Raw genomic sequence first — 17,797 nt, 5'->3', positions numbered from 1 at the left:
CCCGTGAGCGCCCAGGCCTACGTGACGGTGCGCGGCTCGGTCGCGGTCGAGACCGAGGTGAGGCGCTCGCGCTTCCTCTGCGTCGTGGAGCGGGTCGGGGGCGGGGCCGCGGAGGAGGCCGCCCGGGCCGTGGTCGAGCGGCAGCGGCGGGCCCACCACGACGCGCGGCACCACTGCTCCGCCTTCGTGCTCGGCCCGCCACCGCAGCCGGTGGAGCGCTCCTCCGACGACGGCGAGCCCGCCGGCACGGCCGGCGCCCCGATGCTCGAGGTGCTGCGCGGGGCCGGCCTCAGCGACGTCGTCGCGGTGGTGACGCGCTGGTTCGGCGGCACGCTGCTGGGCGCCGGCGGCCTGGTGCGCGCCTACGGCGACGCCGTGCGCGCCGCGCTCGACGAGGCCGACGTCGTGCGCCGGTCGCTGCTCGTCGAGCTCGAGGTCGACGTGCCCCACGCCGACGCGGGCCGGATCGAGGGCGAGCTGCGGGCGCGCGGCACCCGCGTCCTCGGGGCGACGTACGCCGGGGCCGTCACCCTGCGCCTGGGGGTGGCCCCCGAGCGAGAGCCGGCCCTCCACGCCACGCTGGCCGAGCTGAGCTCCGGGGCGCTCGCGGCCCGCGAGGTCGGTCGCCGCTGGGTCGACGCCTGACCCCGGCCGCGGGCAGCGCCTAGGCTCGGGGCATGAGCATCCCCGTGGAGATCGCCGACCTGGCCGCCGCGCTGGAGGACTTCGGCGCGGGCTACCTGCTGACCGTCTCCACCTCGGCCGGGGTGAAGGCCGTGACGGTCGAGCCGACCCTCGAGGGCGGCACGCTGCTCGTGCGTGCCCCCGGGCGCGGCACGCTGGCCAACCTCGCGGCCCACGAGGCGGTGACCGTGCTCTTCCCGCCCCGCGAGCCGCGCGGCCACACCCTGCTCGTCGACGGCACCGCCACGGCCTGCGGCGACACGGGCGAGGACGTGAGGGTCGAGCCCACCGGCGCGGTGCTGCACCGCCCGGCCGACCACGCCGACGGGCCGCCCGCCCCGGGGGCCGGCGGCTGCGGCCACGACTGCACACCGGTCACCTGAGCGCTCACCTGAGCGGTCACGTGAGCGCCGGGCAGGACGCCCGGGCAGGATGACCGGGTGACCGAGCAGCCCTCCGCCGCGCCCGACCCCGCCATCCGTCCCGCGACCGAGGCCGACTGGCCGCGCGTGTGGACCTTCTTCGAGCAGATCGTGCGGGCCGGGGAGACCTACGCCTACCCCGAGGACCTCACCTGCGAGGAGGCCCGTGCCCTGTGGACCGGCGGCCCGGGCGCGGTGGTCGTGCTCGAGGAGGACGGCGAGGTGCTCGGCAGCGCCAGGATGGGCCCCAACCGGCCCGGCCGGGGCGCCCACGTCGGCACGGCGTCATTCATGGTCTCCGAGCGGGCCCGCGGGCGCGGCGTCGGGCGGCGGCTGGGCGAGCACGTGGTGCGGTGGCACCGCGAGCAGGGATTCCGCGCCATCCAGTTCAACGCGGTGGTCGAGACCAACACCGCCGCCGTCGCGCTGTGGCGCTCGCTGGGCTTCACCGTCGTCGGCACCGTGCCGGAGGCCTTCGACTCCCGCGCCCACGGCCTGGTCGGGCTCCACGTGATGCACCTGCCGCTGACGGGCCCCACGCCCTAGCGGCGCCGGCGGGTCAGGTCGCGGCGCCGGCGGGGCCCGGGTCGTGCCCGCGGACCTCCGCGGTGAGGCAGGAGGCGAGCAGCGCCAGCCCGGCGAGCAGCCCCGCGACCGGCGCTGCGTCCCCGACGCCCAGGCCCGCCGCCACCGCGCCGGCGCCGCCGACCAGCACCAGCAGGCCGCCGAGCCGGGTGAAGACGGGGGCGCCGAAGGCGCGTGCGAAGGGCAGGAAGTGGGCGCCGACGACGAGCACCACCCAGGGCAGCACCACCGCCTCGAGGTCGAGGGCCACCCACGCGCGCGCACCGACGACGATCGCGACCGCCATCAGCGTGACGCTCCAGCCGTAGGTGCGCACCGCGCTGCGCGGGGGTGCCGCGCCCCCACCGCCGCGACCGCGTCGGGCGACCAGCGCCGCACCCACGGTCAGGACGAGCAGGGCCACCGCCGCGGCCCGCAGCCACGTGGTGGCGGCCAGGTCGCCGGCGGCGTTCCAGACGAAGAGCGCGCCACCTGCGGCTCCGACCACGCTCCCGAGAGATCGACCGTCCACCGGGCCACCCCATCACACCCGGCTCAGCCCTCCGCGAAGCCCGGCATCGACTCGGTGAGGATCTCGCGGAAGGGCACCTCGGCCTCGAGCTGGCTGAGGATCCCGATCGCGCCCAGCCAGGTGCGGTGGATGAGGAGGTAGGACGGGGGCAGGTTGATCTTGATGGCGACGGTGAAGGAGGGGTCGCGAGGGTTGTTGATCCGCTGGAACTGCTCCTGCATCCACGCGCGGGTGAAGCGGAAGCGCTCGGTCTTGGTCGGCTCGACGAAGGGCGCGAGGTAGTCAAGCAGCTGCTGGGGGTCGAGGCTGACCTTGTCGCGCACGAAGCCCTCGCCCCGCAGCCCCTCCATGAGGGCCTCGGCGTCGCCGGTGGCGGCGACGCGGATGAGCCGGCCGGTGGCCTCGGGCAGGCGCCCCTCGGGGAGCCGGGCCACGGCGCCGAAGTCGAGCACGCCCATGCCGCCCGGCTCGTCGTCGCGGCGCGGCAGGATGCGGAAGTTGCCGGGGTGGGGGTCGGCGTGGAGCATGCCCGTGCGCGCCGGTCCGGCCACGAGGAAGCGCACGAAGAGCTCGCCGTAGTGGTCGCGCTCGGCCTGGGTGCCCTCGGCGATCACCTTGGCCAGCGAGGAGGTCGACTCGAGCCACTCGGTGACCAGGGTGGTGTCGCCGGCGGCCACCACGTCGGGCACGAGGATGTCGGGGTCGTCGCGGAACGCGGCTGCGAAGGCCCGCTGGGCCTCGGCCTCGAGGCGGTAGTCGAGCTCCTCCTCGGTGCGGGCCTGCATCTCCTCGATGAGCGGCTTGACGTCGAGACCGGGCACCATCGGCCCGATGGTGCGGGCCAGGCGGGAGAGCTGCTTGAGGTCGGAGCGCAGGGCGTCGCCGGCGCCGGGGTACTGCACCTTCACCGCGACGTCGCGCCCGTCGTGCCACCGGCCCTTGTGCACCTGGCCGATGGAGGCGGCCGCCGTCGGGCCGCCGTCGAGCCAGGTCAGCTGGCTGCGCCAGGTCGGGCCGAGGTCGGAGGCGATGGTGTCGCGCACGGTCTGGGTCGGCATGGGGGGCGCGGAGTCCTGGAGCTTGGTCAGCTCGGCGCGGTAGGGGCCGGCGAGCTCCTCGGGCAGGGCGGCCTCGAGCACCGAGAGCGCCTGGCCGAACTTCATGGCCCCGCCCTTGAGCTCGCCCAGGGTGCGGAAGACCTGCTCGGCCGTGCGCTGCTGGATGTCGGACATGACGGTCTCGGCGGGTCTGCCGCCGATCCGCTTGCCGAAGCCGAGCGCGCTGCGCCCGGCGTATCCCAGCGGCAGGGCCGCGAGGCGGGCCGTGCGCGCTGCTGCCTTGCGGGGGAGTTCGGGCATGGCCCCATCCTCCCCGAGCAGTCCTAATCCGGGCCGAGCACGACCGCCGTCCCGGAGCCGGGGCCGGGGTCCGCGCCGACGGGCGCAGGCTCCTTGAGCTCCACGAAGAGCACCCGGGTGTCGGTCTCGCCGATGTTCTCCCCGAGGTGCTCCTGCGCCGGGAGCCACACCGCCGCGCCGGCCGGCAGCTCGACGTCGACCTCGGACTGCCCGCCCACCAGGCGCCGACGGAAGGACGACAGCGTCCACATCACCGAGTCGGGGTGGCGGTGGACCACCGTGCGGACGCCGGGGACGTCCTCGTAGAGCAGCACGCGCACGCGCTCGTTCTCCATGACCACGCGGTAGTGCTCGGGGTTGGAGGCGACGCAGTCGAGGGCCATGGCCCCGAGCCTCGACCCGGCGGGCGGGTCCGGCCAGGGTCGGAGGTCCCGCGCCCGGGCGGACGAGCCCGCGTGCTCAGGCGCCGGGGTGCGGCGGCCCCGAGGCTGGGGCGATGAGCTACTCCTTCATCCTCCTGCGCACCGCCCTCCAGGTCTTCGGGCTGCTGATCACGCTCGGGCTGGCCACGGCCGGGTCGGCGCTGCTCGGCTTCGGTGTCATGACCGCCTGCACGTCGACGACGCCGTCGTGCGGTCTGACCGACGCCGTGCTCGTCGTCGGCTGGCTGCTCCAGGGGGCGCTGCTCCTGGTGGCGGCCGCGCTCTGCGTCGGCCCCGTTGTACGCCGTCTGCGCCCGGTCACCCACCTGGCCCTGGCCGCGGCCGTGCCGCTCACCGCGCTGCTGGTGCTCGTGGGCACCGGCTGGGTGGCCGAGCGGTCCTACTGCCTGCCGTGGCACGACTCGGCGCGCCCCGACGACTACTGCGAGGTGACCCTCTAGGCCCGGCGCGGGGTGGCCCGGCGCAGCGCGGGCAGCAGGGCGAGGGCGAGCAGCCCGCCGCCCAGCGAGAGCGTCGCGAAGCTGCTGGCGCTCACCACCAGGCCCGACAGCACGCCGCCGGTGGCACCGGCCAGGGCGACCAGCACGTCGATCGCGCCCTGCACGCGGGGCCGGGTGGCGGGCTCGGTGGCGTCGACCACGAGGGCCGTGCCGGCGATGAGCCCGAGGTTCCAGCCCAGGCCGAGCAGCACCAGGGCCAGGGTGGTGAGCACGAGCGAGTCGCCGGGCGCGAGGGCCGCGGTGACCCCGGAGGCCAGCAGCACCGCGCCGGCGAGCACCGCCACCGGTGTGCGGCCCCACCGGTCGACCAGCCGGCCGGTGAGCGGGGAGGGCAGGTACATCGCGGCGATGTGCAGGCTGATCACGAGGCCGACGTCGGCCAGGTCGTGGCCGTGCTCGCGCATGTGGACCGGCGTCATCGTCATGATCGCCACCATCGTGACCTGGGTGAGCACCATGACGGTGGCGCCGACGTGGGCGCCGGGCCGGGTGCCGGGCCGGGTGTCGCGCCGGGTGCCGGGGGAGACCGGCGCACCGGCCGCGGTCGGTGCGGGCGTGGTGTCGAGGCGCCGGGCGAGCAGCAACGGGTCGGGCCGCAGCAGGGCGAGCAGCACGACCCCGGCCGCGGAGTAGGCCACCGCGGCCAGCAGGAACGGCCCGGCCAGGGCGGGCAGACCGAGCCCGACCGCGAGGCGGCCCAGCGGGCCGACGAGGTTGGGCCCGGCGACGGCGCCGACCGTGGTGGCCACCAGCGCGGTGCTGATCGCGCGGCCGCGCTCGGCGGGGGAGGCCAGGTCGGTGCCGGCGTACCTCGCCTGGAGGTTGGTGGCCGTGCCGGCGCCGTAGACCAGCAGGGCCGGGAGCAGCAGCACGACGCTGTCGAGGGCGGCGGCCACGACGATGCCCGCCGCTCCCGCCCCGCCGGCCAGGAAGCCCGCGGCGAGCCCGACCCGGCGCCCGAGCCGCTGGCTGGTGCGCCCCACGACGTACGCCGCGAGCGCCGAGCCGAGCGTGAAGAGCGCGACGGGCAGCCCGGCCAGACCGTCGGAGCCGAGCATCTGCTGGGCCAGCAGCGCCCCGACCGTGACACCCGCGGCCAGCCCGGCCCCGCCCAGCACCTGGCCGGCCACGACCACGCGCATCGTGTGCCGCTGGACGCGCAGGCGCTCGGCCTCGCCGACCGAGGCGGTCCCGGCGGTCCCGGCGGTGGGTGCGGTCACGTCGGCCTCCTGGGCGGCGGTGGGGTGGCCCCCGGAACCTAGCCGGGCCCGGAGGACCTGTCGTCGCCGAGGTCCTCTGCGAGGTCGTCGGGCAGGTGCTCGGTGGCGAAGCCCACCTCGACGCGCTGGAAGCCCTTGAGCTGCTGGGCCTTGGCCAGGTCGGTGTAGGAGCGCACGTCGCCCTCGGTGAGGGTGACGTTGTCGGTGAAGGGCGTCAGCAGGGTGCGCGGGTGGAGGCGGTCGACGAGCACGACGTTGAGCTCCAGGCAGAGCACCAGCATCACGCTGGTGAGGTAGAGGAAGCCGAGCAGACCCAGCACGACGGCGAAGACGCCGTTGGTGGCGCTGGCGCCGCCGCTCGAAGCGCCGACCAGCGCGACCCCGGCGTACTGGAGCCCGAGCCAGGCCACTGCCGCCACGCAGGCCCCGGGCAGGACGTCGCGCCGCTCCAGCTCACGGGTCGTGGCGAAGCGGAAGACGAAGGAGAAGGCGGCGGCGTGGATGAGCAGGGTGCCGACGAGGATCGCCACCGACGAGAGCGGGCCGAGCACGTCGATCGCGCCCACGATCCCGGCGACGGCCGTGGTGGCGAGCACGTCGGCCCCGATCACGCCGAGCAGCACCAGGCTGCGGCCGCGGGCGGCGATGGGGTTGGGACGCTGGTTGCGCGGCACGGTCCAGGCGTTGTTGACGGCGTTCTGCACCGCCTGGCCCACGCCCATCGCGCCGTAGAGCGCGCCGCCGAGACCGACGACGATGCCGGTCACGCCGCCGCCGAGGCCCTCGGGGCGCTGGAGGTCGTCACCGACCGCCGGCAGCTGCGCCAGCGCGGAGTCGAGCAGCCGCTCCTGGAGGTCGGGGTGGCCGACGAGCACGAAGCCGAGGATCGTCGAGGCCAGGAGCAGCAGCGGGAAGAGCGAGACGAAGGCGTAGTAGGTGATCTGCGCCGACAGGCTGCCGCCCGCGTCGTCGACGTACTTGTAGACCACCGCCAGGGGCAGGCCCACGGCCTTGTGGCGCTGCTGGAAGCGGTCGACCCGGGAGACCAGGCCCTCGTCCTCGGTGTGCTCGGGGCGGGTGTCAGTGCTCGGCACGCAGGGCCTCCATCCGGGCCAGGACGGCCTCGAGGGCGTCGTCGAACTCGTCGGCGTCGTGGTCCTCGGCCAGGCTGGCGCCGAGGCGGTCGAGCACGGGGCGGCGACCCCGGGCCGCGGGGTCGCCGGGCGCCCCGGGGGAGTCGGGGCCACCTGCGTGCAGCGAGGCCTCGAGCAGCAGGTGGCCGAGCACGCAGGTCACGAACGCACGGTACGCCGCCACCGCGGCCGCGTCGTCGAACCCGCCGTCGACGAGCACGACCAGCACCTCCTCGACCCAGTCGACGTCGCCCAGCGGCGGGCGCAGCCCCGGCGCCGCCGCGGGAGCCGTCGCCAGGGTGGCGAAGGCCTCCGGGCGGGCCAGCGCGACGCGGCGCAGGTCGTGGGCCAGCCGCTGCAGGTGGTCCTGCCAGCAGTGCGCCGCGCCCGGGTCGGCGCGGCGCTCCGCGCGCAGCCGGTCGAGGAGGTGGTGCAGGTCGTCCACGGGTGTCCTTGCCGTTCGTTCCGGTTGAGGCGGCCCTGGCTCCATCCTGGAGCGCACGCAGGGACTTACAGTGTAAATCCGCTCAGCGCGCCGGGCCGCGGTCGGGTCAGTGCCGCGTGTCGCCCTCGATGTCGACCCCGGCGTGGCGGTCGCCGGTGGCGCCGGCGTAGGCGAGACCGGCCAGCGCGGCCCCGACGAGGGGCGCGACGATGAAGAGCCACGACTGGCCGAGGGCGGCGGTGTCGAACCAGGCCACGCCCAGGGTGCGGGCGGGGTTGACCGAGGTGTTGGTCACCGGGATCGAGACCAGGTGCACCAGCGTCAGGGTGAGGCCGATGGCCAGGGGGCCGAAGCCGGCGGGCGCGCGACGGTCGGTGACGCCGAGGATGACGAAGACGAAGACGGCGGTGAGCACGACCTCGGTGACCGCGGCGGCGAGCAGGGTGTAGCCGGCCGGCGACAGGTCGCCGTAGCCGTTGGTGGCGAAGCCGTCGGCGGTGGTGAAGCCCTCGCGGCCCGAGGCGATGACGTAGAGCAGGCCGCCCGCGACGCTCGCTCCGACCAGCTGGGCGCCGACGTAGGCCGGCACGTCGCGCCACGCGAAGCGGCGGGCGACGGCGAGGCCCAGGCTGACGGCGGGGTTGAAGTGGCTGCCCGAGACGTGACCGACGGCGTAGGCCATGGTCAGCACGGCCAGGCCGAAGGCCAGCGCGACGCCGAGGTAGCCGACCTCGTCGCCGGCCAGGACGGCGGTGCCGCAACCGGCCAGCACGAGCCAGAAGGTGCCGACGGTCTCGGCGGCCAGGCGCACGGGCAGCGGCGGCGGCGCCGGTGCGGGAGAGGTGCGCGGACGGGCCGGGGTGGTGGTCGAGCGGGACATCGGGTCGTGCCTCCTGGTCGTGACGCGCGGTGGCGTCGGTCGGTGGGTGGGTGGCGCCCCGGCGGTCCGGGGCGCGACAGGCGGCCCTCGCACGACGCGGACCGGTCGCGGGAGAGCCGCCTGCTGGGCGTGAGGAGTGCGGTGCGGGGGAGCGTCACGCGGCGCGCCGGTCGTCGACCGGCCCCCGGGGGCCTGGGGCCCGGGTCAGCCCTTGAAGACGTCCTTGACGTCCTCGCCGGTCTTCTTGGCCGAGGCCTTGGCCTGGTCGGCCTTGCCCTCCGCCTTCAGCGAGTCGTTGCCGGTGACGTCCCCGACGACCTCCTTGGCCTTGCCGAGAGCGTCCTCAGCGGCGTTCTTGGCCTTGTCAGCGATACCCATGATGGTTCCTCCTCGGTGTGGTGGGTCGTTCGTGGATGCGAACACCAGGTAGTCGCACCGACCTGCGCGATCGTCACGCGCGGCCGGGATGATCTGGATCACGCCGGGGGGTCGGCGGTGTGTAGCCTCCCCCCATGCCGGGGCCCCCCCGTCGCGCCGCGACGATCTACGACGTCGCCCGCGAGGCCGCGGTGAGCATCTCGACGGTGTCCAACGTGCTCAACAAGCCCGAGCGGGTGGCGAGGCCCACCCGTGAGCGGGTCCTCGCGGTCGCCGACGAGCTGGGCTACGTGCCGAAGTCGAGCGCGGCGCACCTGGCCCGCAAGCGGGTCGGGCGGATCGGGGTCGTCGCTCCCTTCACCGCCTACCCGTCCTACCTCCAGCGGCTCACCGGGATCCTCCGCGGCGCCTCCGGCCAGCAGCTGGAGGTCGGGGTCTTCGACCACGAGTCGGCGGCCACGGCCGCGACCCCGCTGCTGGCGAGCATCCCCGTGCGCGGTGCGGTCGACGGGCTGATCGTCATGGGCTCCTCGATCGAGCAGGTCGTCGAGGAGCGGCTGCTGGCCCACGGGGTGCCGGTGGTCGTGGTCGACGCCGACAGCGGCGCCTTCAGCGTGGTGACCATCGACGACTTCGGCGCAGGTCGCACCGCCGCGCAGCACCTGCTCGACCTCGGCCACCGCCGGCTCGGCTACGTGCTGGAGCGGCAGGAGGCGGAGTACGAGTCGCAGGCGCGACGTCGGCTCGGGGGCTTCCGCGAGGCGGTGGCCGAGGTGCCCGGGGCCACCCTCGAGGTGGTCTCCTGCCTCGGCACCGCGGCGGCCGCGGAGCAGGTCGCGGCCGGGATGCTGGCCGGCGGACCGGGCGGGCGGCCGACGGCGGTGATGGCCCACTTCGACGACCTCGCGCTCGGCGTCGTGCGGGCCGCGCGGGCGCTCGCGCTGCGGGTGCCCGACGACGTGAGCGTGCTCGGCTTCGACGACGGGCCGGTCGCCGACGCCGCCGACCTGTCCACGGTGCACCAGCCCTTCGAGGAGTCCGGGGAGGTCGCCGTACGGCTCCTGCTGCAGGCGATGGCGGCGGCCGTCGCCGGGGGAGCCGCCCCGCAGCGCCAGACCTCGGTGCTCGACTGCTCGCTGGTGCAGCGGGCCTCGACCGCCGCACCGTGAGGGGGCGCCGCGTCCCCGGAGCGGTCCGGGAGGGTCCGCGCGGGGGCTGGATCGTTCCATAAAAGTGCTTTACAAGAAGTTGTTGACGCGCGTGACGGACGCCACTTAGGTTGGCGCCGTCGCGGACTCGGGTCCCACCCGCGGCACCCCGATCGAAGGAGCACCCGTGACCAGGACGACCGTCCGCTTCCCCGCCCGGCTCACCGGCCTCGTGGCGACCCTCTCCGTGCTGGCCGTGGCCGGCTGCGGCGCGCCGGGGTCGGGCAACGAGACCGCGACCCAGGACCCCGACCGCGAGGTGGGCACCGAGCTCACCGACGAGGACGTGACCCTGGACCTCTACCTCGAGACCGGCTTCCCGCTGGTCGAGGAGCTGAGCGAGGAGTTCACCCGCCAGCACCCCAACATCACCTTCGACATCCGCAGCGACCAGTTCGCCGCGCTGACCGAGAACGCCCCGCGCGTCATGGCCAGCGACGACGCCCCCGACCTCATCCGCCTGCCCACGATCGTCGACGCGGCCAAGGACGGGCTGCTGCTCGACCTCGACCCCTACTACGACGCCTTCGGCTGGGACGAGTTCCCCGAGTCGCAGCTCGAGCAGCTCCGGGTCGACGACGACGGCACCCGCGGCAGCGGCTCGCTCTACGCCATGGGCGTGGGCTACTCGGTGACGGGCGTCTACTACAACACCCGCATCGCCGAGGAGATCGGGCTCGAGGAGCCGCCGGCCACCATCGACGAGCTCGAGGACGCCATGGCCGAGGCCAAGGCCGCCGGCGAGCAGCCGATCGTGCAGTTCAACGACATCGGCGGCGTGGCCTTCCCCTTCCAGGCCCTGCTGAACCAGATGGGCGACCCGGCCGAGGTGGCCGCGTGGACCTACCAGAAGCCCGGCGCCACCATCGACACCCCGGCCGCCGTCGAGGCGGCCGACTACGTCGGGCGCTGGGCCGAGGAGGGCTACTTCCCCTCCGACGCCAACAGCCTCGACTACACCACGATGATGGGCCGCTTCGTCGACGGAGAGGGCCTGTTCATGTTCAACGGCGACTGGGAGTCGGCCAACCTCGACTCCTCGATGGGCGAGGACGTCGGCTTCTTCCTCATGCCCCCCGTCGAGGAGGGCAACGCCCCGGTCGCGATGGGCGCCCCCAACACCTACGCGATCCCGGCCAAGGCCGAGCACGCCGACGAGATGGCCTACTTCCTGAACTGGGTCCACACCGACGAGACCGCCCGCGAGATCGTCGTCGAGCAGGGCGGTGCCGCCCCCGGCGGGCCCGCCTCGCTGCCGCTGCCCGAGGTCGACCCCGACTCGCTGATCGCCCAGACCCTCGCCGGCGCCCAGACCATCGGGGAGTCGGGGGTGCTGGTGGACTTCATCGCCAACGCCACCTCCGGCATCTACGCCAACTCGATCCGCCCGGAGCTCCAGTCGCTCCTCGACGGCCGCACCAGCGGCGCCGACGTCCCCCCGGCGCTCCAGGCGACCTACGAGGACGAGCTGTCGTCGTGAGCGTCTCCGCAGCTCCCGTGGCGGCTGGGGAGGCCCTGACCTCCCCGGCCGCCACGGGCCGCGCACCCCGGCGCGGTCCCCGCCCCGGCGGCCTGCGCCGGTGGGGCCACCTGGCCTTCGTCGCGCCGGCCCTGGCCTTCTACGGCTACTTCGTGCTCTTCCCGCTCGGCACCTCGGTGCAGTACTCGCTCTACGACTGGAACGGCATCGGCCCCGCCACGTGGGTGGGTGCGGAGAACTACCGCCGGGTGCTCACCGACCCCGACCAGCTCGAGACGCTGCTGCACGCCTTCGAGCTGATCCTGTTCTTCACCGTCGTGCCCGTCGTGCTCGGCCTGGTCGCCGCCTCGCTGATGCACGGGCTGCGACCGGGTCCCTTCGCGACCGTCTCGCGCACCGTGCTCTTCATCCCGCAGGTCATCCCGCTGGTGGCCGCCGGCATCGTGTGGGACTGGGTCTACTCCAGCGACGGCATCGCCAACGAGGTGCTGCGCGCGATCGGGCTCGGCGACGTCGCCCGGCCCTGGCTGGCCGACTTCGAGACCGCGCTGCCCGCGGTGGGGCTCATCGGCTCCTGGGTGATGCTCGGCCTGTGCACCCTGCTGCTGCTCACCGGCATCAGCAAGATCGACCCCTCGCTGTACGAGGCGGCCCGCATCGACGGGGCCGGGCGGCTCAGCGAGCTGCGCCACGTCACCCTGCCCGGTCTGCGCCGCGAGCTGGGCGTCTGCGTCACGGTCACGATGATCGCGGCGCTGGCCAGCTTCGACATCATCTACATCTCGACCCAGGGCGGTCCCGGCCGCTCCACGATGGTGCCCGGGGTGGAGATCTACCGCCTCGCCTTCACCGAGCGCGAGATCGGCCAGGCCTCGGCCATGGCCGTCGTGCTCATGGTGCTGGTGCTCGTCACCATCGTCCCCGTCCAGCGACTGACCCAGAGGGCCGACCAGTGACCGCGACCCGCCGCGCCGACCTCGCCGGACGGGGCCTCCTCGTCGTCTTCATGGTGCTGACCCTCGTGCCCTTCGCCAGCCTGCTGCTCACCGCGCTCCAGCCGCAGGGCAGCATCCCCACCGGGCTCAGCTGGCCCGCCGACCCGCAGTGGCACAACTTCGTCGACGCCTACCGCGTCGCCGACCTCACCCCGCTGCTGGTCTCGAGCATGCTCATCGTGGCCGGCGTCGTGCCCGCTGCGCTGGTGCTGGCCAGCCTGGCCGGCTACGGGCTGGCCTCGCTCAAGGTGCCCGGCGCGTCGTGGATCTTCCTGCTCTTCGTGCTCGGGCTCACCATCCCGTTCGAGTCGCTCATCACGCCGCTCTACTACCAGATCGAGGCGCTCGGGCTGCTCAACACCCGCGCCGCGCTCGTGCTGCCGCTCATCGCGCTCTACATGCCCTTCGCGGTCTTCTGGATGCGGGCACACTTCCTCACCGTGCCGGTCGAGCTCTCCGAGGCGGCCTACGTCGACGGCGCCGGGGCCTGGCGCACCTTCCGCCACATCCACCTGCCGCTGGCCGTGCCGGCCCTGTCGTCGCTGGCGATCCTGCTCTTCCTGTGGACCTGGAACCAGTTCATCCTCGCCATCGTCCTGGTCAGCGACCCCAGCAAGCGCACGATGGCCGGCGCGCTCGGCGCCTTCCAGGGCCAGTACGGCACCGACATCGTGCTGCTCTCCGCCGGCTCGCTGCTCATCCTGGCGCCCACCGTCGCGGTCTTCGTGCTCTTCCAGCGCCAGTTCTCCCGCGCGCTGCTCCAGGGCGCCGTCAAGGGCTGACCGCCCGCCGCTGCGCGCCCCTCCCGTCCACGCCCGTCCGCGCCCGTTCCCGACCCCTCGAGGACCACCGTGCCCCAGTACGACCTTCCCGCCGCCGAGCTCGCCGCCTACCGCGGCAGCGTCACCGAGCCCACCGGCCTCGCCGCCTTCTGGGAGGAGACCCTCCAGGCCTCCCGAGCGCGTGCCCGCGCTCCGCGGGTGGAGCCCGTCGACGCCCGCCTGCCCCTGGTCGAGGTGAGCGACGTGACCCTCAGCGGCTACGACGGCGAGCCCGTGCGGGCGTGGTACCGCCGCCCCGCCGGGGTGGGCGGCGACCTCCCGCTGGTCATCCGCTACCAGGGCTACACCGGCGGCCGCGGCCTGCCCCACCAGGTGCCGCACTGGACGCTGGCGGGCTACGCCACCCTCGACGTCGACAGCCGCGGCCAGGGCTCCGGCGGCGGCTGGGTCGGCGACACCCCCGACCCCCACGGGCACGGACCGTCGTACCTCGGGGGCTTCATGACGCGGGGCCTGGAGGACCCGGCCCGGCACTATTACCGCCGGCTCTTCACCGACGCGGTGCTGGCGGTCGACGCCGGCGTCGCGCTGCCGGGCGTCGACCGCGACCGGGTCGTCGTCGCCGGCGTCAGCCAGGGCGGCGGCATCGCGCTGGCCGTCTCGGGCCTGCACGACGGACTGGCCGGCGTGCTCGCCGACGTGCCCTTCCTGTGCGACATGCCGCGCGGGGTGGCCATCGCCTCGACCGGCCCCTACCTCGAGGTGGCGGCCTTCCTCGCCTCCCACCGCGACGCCGCCGACCGCGCCTTCGCCACGCTCGCCCACTTCGACGCGGCGGTGCTGGGGCGCCGCGCGAGCGCGCCCGCGCTGATGTCGGTGGCGCTGATGGACACCGTCTGCCCGCCCTCCACCGTGCACGCGGCCCGCAACACCTACGGCGGCCCCAGCGAGCTGGTCGTCTACCCGTGGAACGACCACGAGGGCGGGCAGTTCCACCAGGAGGCGGCCCAGCTGGAGTGGCTGGCCAAGCTCCTCGGCGGCCCCACCCCCGGCCAGGCCTGAGCCGTGCCCGCGCGGGTCACCGTGGCCGACGTGGCCCGGGAGGCGCGGGTCTCGGTGGCCTCGGTCTCCCGGGCGCTCCACGACGCCCCGGGCGTCGGCGCCGCGACCCGCGACCACGTGCGCGCCGTCGCCCGACGGGTGGGCTACGAGCGCTTCGCCCCGGCCGCCGACCTGGCGCACGGAGCGGGCCGCGGCTCCGGGCCCGGGGCGGCCACGATGGCCGACGTCGCGGCCCGCGCGGGGGTCTCGCCCGCCACGGTCTCGCGCGCCCTCGCCGGCTCGCCCCGGGTCAGCGCCTCCACCCGCGCGCGGGTCGAGGCGGCCGCGCGGGAGCTCGGCTACACCGTCTGCACCGCCGCGGCCTCGACCGCCCGGGCCCGGTGAGCGCGGCGCCGGGGGCGACCGCGGCGTGCTAACTTCGCCGCGAGCCAGAACACATCTGACGATGTGCGGGAATCCGGTGAGAATCCGGAGCTGACGCGCAGCGGTGAGAGTGACTGGTGGGACGACGCACCACTGGGCCCGTGGCCTGGGAAGGTGTCCCACCGGGACGAACTCGAGTCCGAAGACCGGCTGGCTCGCCTGACCGATGCCGGCCCGCGCGACTCGGGTCCCCGACAGATGCGAGACCCGCTGTGGCCGTGACCCGTCCCGCCCCGCCGACCGCGCCCGCGCGCGCCGCCGACCCGCCCCCGCCCGGCGTACGACGCGGCCCGCGGCTCGCGCTGCACCTGGGCCTGCTGGCGGCCCTGGCCGTCTCGCTCGTGGTGGCCCTCGCGCTCGGCTCGGAGCGGCTGCCGGTGGGCGGGGTCGTCGACGTGGTGCGCGAGCGCGTGCTGCACGGGCGCCCGGGCCCCGACCCGGTGCTCGACGTCATCGTCTGGGAGCTGCGCGCCCCGCGCGTGCTGATGGCGGCGGTGGTCGGCGCCGGGCTCGCGCTGGCCGGCACGGCGATGCAGACCCTGGTGCGCAACCCGCTGGCCGACCCCTACCTGCTCGGGGTCTCGGCGGGTGCCGGCGTCGGGGCGACGGCGGTCATCGCCTTCGGTGCGCTCGCCGCGCTCGGGGCGTGGGCGCTGTCGGTGGGCGCCCTGCTCGGGGCGCTCGGCGCGGCGGTGCTCGTCTTCGGGGTCTCGCTGGCCCAGGGCGGCCTGACCCCGCTGCGGCTGGTGCTGACCGGGGTGGTGATGTCGTCGGCCTTCTCGTCGGTCTCCAGCCTCATGGTCTTCCTCGGCGAGGAGCCCCGCGCGACCGAGTCGGTGCTCTTCTGGCTGCTCGGCTCGCTCGCGGGCGCGACCTGGGCGCAGCTGGTGGCGCCCGCGGCGGCGGTGCTGGTGGCGGCGGTGCTCGTCGTCGGCGTGCACGGCTGGCTCGACGCGCTGGCCACCGGCGACGACACCGCCGCCGCGGTCGGCGTGCCGGTCGCGGCGCTGCGGGTCGCGCTCTTCGTCCTCACCTCCGCCCTCGTCGGGGTGCTGGTGGCGGTCTCGGGGGGCATCGGCTTCGTCGGCCTCGTCGTGCCCCACCTGGCGCGCCTGGTCGTCGGCGGCGGCCACCGGGCGATGCTCCCGGTGGCCGCGCTCGGTGGCGCGGTCTTCCTGGTGTGGGTCGACGTGGTCGCCCGCACCGTCGTGAGCCCGCAGGAGATCCCGCTGAGCGTGGTCACCGGCCTCGTGGGCGCGCCGGTCTTCCTGCTGCTGCTCGGGCGCCGGCGCTACCACTTCGGGGGCGGGGCGTGAGCGGCCGGCCCGCACCGGCCCTGACGGCCCGGGCGCTGTCGTGCGCGGTCGGCGGGCGCGTCGTGCTGCGCGGTGTCGACCTCGACCTGGCACCCGGCAGCACCACCGCCGTGCTCGGCGTCAACGGCTCGGGGAAGACGACGCTGCTGCGCACGCTGGCGGGCCTCCAGCGCCCCGAGACCGGGGCGGTGCTGGTCGGCGACCGCGAGGTCCACGACCTGCCGGCGCGCCGCCGGGCGCAGGTCGTGGCGTTCGTGGCGCAGGAGGAGAGCCCGCCGGCCGACATGACCGCGGGGGAGTTCGTGGCGCTGGGGCGCCTGCCCCACCACCGGCCGTGGGCGCGCGGCGACGGCGACCGGCCCCACGCCCGCGCCGCCCTCGCCGAGGTCGGGCTCGACGCCGCCCTCGACCGGCCCTGCGCCCAGCTCTCGGGCGGCGAGCGGCGGCGGGTCTGCCTGGCCCGCGGCCTGGTGCAGGACTGCGAGCTGCTCGTGCTCGACGAGCCGACCAACCACCTCGACGTCAGCCATCAGGTGGCGCTGCTCGCGCTGCTGCGCGCCTCCGGGCGCACCGTGCTGACCGCGCTGCACGACCTCGCGCTCGCCGCGGCCTACGCCGACCAGGTGGTCGTGCTCCACGAGGGCCGGGTCCACGCCGCGGGTGCACCGCACGACGTGCTCACCCCCGACGTCGTCGCCCGGGTCTTCGGCGTCGACGCCGCCCACCTCAGCGACTCGCGGGGTCGCCACCACCTCGTCGTCGGCCCCGGCCGCCACCTGCGCTGACCCGGCTCCCGCCGCGTCGGCCCACCGCCCTCCCGCCACCCTCCCGCCGCCCTCCCGTCGCTCCTCCCTCCCGAAGGCAGGTCCCCCGTGCACCGTCCCCTCCCCGTCCGTCCAATCCCGGTCCGTCTCCTCGCCGTCCGCCCCGTCTCCGCGCTCGCCGCCGTGGCGGTCCTGGCCCTGACGACGTCGTGCGGTGCCGGCCCCGCGACCGGCCCGGCGGCGGGCTCGCCGGGCGCGACCGGCGCCTCGCTCGTGCTCGAGAACTGCGGGGAGGAGCGCGCCTACCCCGACCCGGCCGAGCGCCTCTACGTCTACGACGGCGGCATGATCGCGATGGTGCTCGCCGTGGGTGCCGCCGATGCGGTCGCCGGCATCAGTGGGCTCCAGGACGACGCCGAGGCCCTGGCCCGGGTCTACGGCGAGGACGTCGTGGCCGACCTCCCGGTGGCCAGCGAGGACCGCCCCACGGTCGAGAACGTCCTGCTCCAGCGCCCCGACCTCATGGTCGCCGGCTGGAGCTACGGGTGGGACGAGGACGCCGGTCTCACCCCCGACGGGCTGGCCGAGCGCGGCATCGCCGCCTGGACGCTCACCGAGTCGTGCCGCCAGAGCGACGGCGAGAGCCGCGGCGTCGTCGACCCCTGGACCGCGCTGAGCACCGACCTGACCGCGCTGGGCCGCCTGACCGGACACGAGGACGACGCGGCCGCCCGGGTCGCCGACGTCGAGGAGCGGTTGGCCGCGCTGGAGCAGGCGCCGCGCGCCGCGGAGACGCCCACCGTCTTCCTCTTCGACAGCGGCACCACCTCGCCCTTCACCAGCGGCTCCTACGGCGGGCCGCAGGGCGTCATCGACGCGGCCGGCGCCCGCAACGCCACCGAGGACGTCGCCGACACCTGGACCACCGTCTCCTGGGAGCGGGTGGCGGCCGCCCGGCCCGACTACATCGCCTTCGTCGACTACCCCGGCCAGAGCCTCGAGCAGAAGGTCGACGTGCTGCGGGCCAACCCCGCCACCCGCGACCTGCCCGCGGTGCGCGAGGAGCGCTTCCTCGACCTGCCCTACGCCGCCTGGGTCAGCAGCCCGCTGAATATCGACGCCGCCGAGCAGCTGCGCGCCGCCCTGGAGGAGGTCGACCTGCTGCCCGACTCCGGCATCGAGCCCGCCCACGACCTGCGGCCCTGAGT

Annotated in this window: 21 protein-coding genes and 1 riboswitch; of the genes, 13 read left to right on the top strand and 8 right to left on the bottom strand. The window is 75.4% G+C overall.

Annotation, left to right across the window (positions count from 1 at the left end):
* The first annotated feature begins 3 nt into the window (after positions 1-3).
* From ASF50_RS13505 to ASF50_RS13495, 3 genes are read left to right on the top strand one after another with little or no spacing between them, the layout of a single operon-like run.
* Positions 4-645 carry an IMPACT family protein gene (locus ASF50_RS13505; protein ID WP_056904763.1) on the top strand — a complete coding sequence of 214 codons (642 nt, stop codon included), beginning with the start codon at positions 4-6 and terminating at the stop codon, positions 643-645.
* A 32-nt stretch (positions 646-677) separates the two neighbouring features.
* A complete protein-coding gene (locus ASF50_RS13500; RefSeq protein WP_056862147.1) occupies positions 678-1,067 on the top strand; it encodes a hypothetical protein in 390 nt (129 codons plus the stop codon).
* Positions 1,068-1,124: 57 nt separating this feature from the next.
* On the top strand, positions 1,125-1,652 hold the full coding sequence (locus ASF50_RS13495; protein WP_228941399.1) for a GNAT family N-acetyltransferase: 528 nt from the start codon (positions 1,125-1,127) through the stop codon (positions 1,650-1,652).
* A gap of 13 nt (positions 1,653-1,665) precedes the next feature.
* On the opposite strand, the gene ASF50_RS13490 is transcribed toward ASF50_RS13495, so the two are convergent.
* Genes ASF50_RS13490 through ASF50_RS13480 form a run of 3 tightly spaced genes read right to left on the bottom strand, consistent with a single transcriptional unit; the run spans position 1,666 to position 3,943 of the window.
* Positions 1,666-2,202 carry a hypothetical protein gene (locus tag ASF50_RS13490; protein ID WP_156718282.1) on the bottom strand — a complete coding sequence of 179 codons (537 nt, stop codon included), beginning with the start codon at positions 2,200-2,202 and terminating at the stop codon, positions 1,666-1,668.
* Between the two features lie 23 nt (positions 2,203-2,225).
* Positions 2,226-3,560: an ABC1 kinase family protein gene (locus tag ASF50_RS13485; RefSeq protein WP_056862149.1), complete on the bottom strand. Its 1,335-nt coding sequence runs from the start codon at positions 3,558-3,560 to the stop codon at positions 2,226-2,228.
* Between the two features lie 23 nt (positions 3,561-3,583).
* Positions 3,584-3,943: a hypothetical protein gene (locus tag ASF50_RS13480; protein ID WP_056904761.1), complete on the bottom strand. Its 360-nt coding sequence runs from the start codon at positions 3,941-3,943 to the stop codon at positions 3,584-3,586.
* Positions 3,944-4,056: 113 nt separating this feature from the next.
* Between ASF50_RS13480 and ASF50_RS13475 the strand changes: the two genes are divergently transcribed.
* A complete protein-coding gene (locus ASF50_RS13475) occupies positions 4,057-4,443 on the top strand; it encodes a hypothetical protein (protein WP_056904760.1) in 387 nt (128 codons plus the stop codon).
* Here ASF50_RS13475 and ASF50_RS13470 read toward each other — a convergent pair.
* From ASF50_RS13470 to ASF50_RS18560, 5 genes are all read right to left on the bottom strand, one after another.
* Positions 4,440-5,723: an MFS transporter gene (locus tag ASF50_RS13470; RefSeq protein WP_056904759.1), complete on the bottom strand. Its 1,284-nt coding sequence runs from the start codon at positions 5,721-5,723 to the stop codon at positions 4,440-4,442. The genes ASF50_RS13475 and ASF50_RS13470 overlap by 4 nt on opposite strands.
* Before the next feature lie 38 nt (positions 5,724-5,761).
* Positions 5,762-6,817 (bottom strand): YihY/virulence factor BrkB family protein, encoded by a 1,056-nt coding sequence (locus tag ASF50_RS13465; RefSeq protein ID WP_200920155.1) that lies wholly within the window; start codon positions 6,815-6,817, stop codon positions 5,762-5,764.
* A complete protein-coding gene (locus ASF50_RS13460) occupies positions 6,804-7,301 on the bottom strand; it encodes a TetR/AcrR family transcriptional regulator C-terminal domain-containing protein (RefSeq protein WP_056904758.1) in 498 nt (165 codons plus the stop codon). The genes ASF50_RS13465 and ASF50_RS13460 overlap by 14 nt, the downstream gene beginning before the upstream one ends.
* Positions 7,302-7,407: 106 nt before the next feature.
* Positions 7,408-8,181 carry an aquaporin Z gene (gene aqpZ / locus ASF50_RS13455; RefSeq protein WP_082503170.1) on the bottom strand — a complete coding sequence of 258 codons (774 nt, stop codon included), beginning with the start codon at positions 8,179-8,181 and terminating at the stop codon, positions 7,408-7,410.
* A 204-nt stretch (positions 8,182-8,385) separates the two neighbouring features.
* Positions 8,386-8,559, bottom strand: coding sequence for a CsbD family protein (locus ASF50_RS18560; RefSeq protein WP_082499875.1), 174 nt, complete (start codon positions 8,557-8,559; stop codon positions 8,386-8,388).
* A gap of 134 nt (positions 8,560-8,693) precedes the next feature.
* Between ASF50_RS18560 and ASF50_RS13450 the strand changes: the two genes are divergently transcribed.
* From ASF50_RS13450 to ASF50_RS13410, 9 genes are all read left to right on the top strand, one after another.
* Complete coding sequence (locus ASF50_RS13450) at positions 8,694-9,728, top strand: LacI family DNA-binding transcriptional regulator (protein ID WP_056862155.1); 1,035 nt, start codon at positions 8,694-8,696, stop codon at positions 9,726-9,728.
* Between the two features lie 166 nt (positions 9,729-9,894).
* On the top strand, positions 9,895-11,247 hold the full coding sequence (locus tag ASF50_RS13445; RefSeq protein WP_056862156.1) for an ABC transporter substrate-binding protein: 1,353 nt from the start codon (positions 9,895-9,897) through the stop codon (positions 11,245-11,247).
* Positions 11,244-12,203 carry a carbohydrate ABC transporter permease gene (locus tag ASF50_RS13440; protein WP_200920153.1) on the top strand — a complete coding sequence of 320 codons (960 nt, stop codon included), beginning with the start codon at positions 11,244-11,246 and terminating at the stop codon, positions 12,201-12,203. Before ASF50_RS13445 ends, ASF50_RS13440 begins: the two co-directional genes overlap by 4 nt.
* Entirely contained in the window at positions 12,200-13,024 is an 825-nt protein-coding gene (locus ASF50_RS13435) for a carbohydrate ABC transporter permease (RefSeq protein WP_228941392.1), read from the top strand. The genes ASF50_RS13440 and ASF50_RS13435 overlap by 4 nt, the downstream gene beginning before the upstream one ends.
* A gap of 69 nt (positions 13,025-13,093) precedes the next feature.
* Positions 13,094-14,086: an acetylxylan esterase gene (locus ASF50_RS13430; RefSeq protein WP_056904757.1), complete on the top strand. Its 993-nt coding sequence runs from the start codon at positions 13,094-13,096 to the stop codon at positions 14,084-14,086.
* Between the two features lie 3 nt (positions 14,087-14,089).
* Positions 14,090-14,470, top strand: a complete 381-nt coding sequence (locus tag ASF50_RS19720) for a LacI family DNA-binding transcriptional regulator (protein WP_056904756.1) — start codon at positions 14,090-14,092, stop codon at positions 14,468-14,470.
* Between the two features lie 28 nt (positions 14,471-14,498).
* Positions 14,499-14,679, top strand: a riboswitch (cobalamin riboswitch).
* A gap of 132 nt (positions 14,680-14,811) precedes the next feature.
* A complete protein-coding gene (locus ASF50_RS13420) occupies positions 14,812-15,825 on the top strand; it encodes a FecCD family ABC transporter permease (protein ID WP_056862852.1) in 1,014 nt (337 codons plus the stop codon).
* Positions 15,822-16,610: an ABC transporter ATP-binding protein gene (locus ASF50_RS13415; RefSeq protein WP_056904755.1), complete on the top strand. Its 789-nt coding sequence runs from the start codon at positions 15,822-15,824 to the stop codon at positions 16,608-16,610. Before ASF50_RS13420 ends, ASF50_RS13415 begins: the two co-directional genes overlap by 4 nt.
* Positions 16,611-16,772: 162 nt before the next feature.
* Positions 16,773-17,795 (top strand): ABC transporter substrate-binding protein, encoded by a 1,023-nt coding sequence (locus ASF50_RS13410; protein WP_056905026.1) that lies wholly within the window; start codon positions 16,773-16,775, stop codon positions 17,793-17,795.
* Positions 17,796-17,797 lie beyond the last annotated feature (2 nt).

Origin of the sequence: Nocardioides sp. Leaf307 (genome assembly GCF_001423135.1) — a bacterium.
Classification (GTDB): domain Bacteria; phylum Actinomycetota; class Actinomycetes; order Propionibacteriales; family Nocardioidaceae; genus Nocardioides; species Nocardioides kribbensis.
Note: the sequence above shows the minus strand (reverse complement) of the source record. Positions and strands in the feature narration are given on the sequence as shown.

Coding starts and splice junctions, on each gene's coding strand:
- ASF50_RS13500 (WP_056862147.1), top strand. CDS start 678: ATGAGCATCCCCGTGGAGATCGCCGACCTGGCCGCCGCGCTGGAGGAC.
- ASF50_RS13485 (WP_056862149.1), bottom strand. CDS start 3,560: ATGCCCGAACTCCCCCGCAAGGCAGCAGCGCGCACGGCCCGCCTCGCG.
- ASF50_RS13480 (WP_056904761.1), bottom strand. CDS start 3,943: ATGGCCCTCGACTGCGTCGCCTCCAACCCCGAGCACTACCGCGTGGTC.
- ASF50_RS13475 (WP_056904760.1), top strand. CDS start 4,057: ATGAGCTACTCCTTCATCCTCCTGCGCACCGCCCTCCAGGTCTTCGGG.
- aqpZ (WP_082503170.1), bottom strand. CDS start 8,181: ATGTCCCGCTCGACCACCACCCCGGCCCGTCCGCGCACCTCTCCCGCA.
- ASF50_RS18560 (WP_082499875.1), bottom strand. CDS start 8,559: ATGGGTATCGCTGACAAGGCCAAGAACGCCGCTGAGGACGCTCTCGGC.
- ASF50_RS13450 (WP_056862155.1), top strand. CDS start 8,694: ATGCCGGGGCCCCCCCGTCGCGCCGCGACGATCTACGACGTCGCCCGC.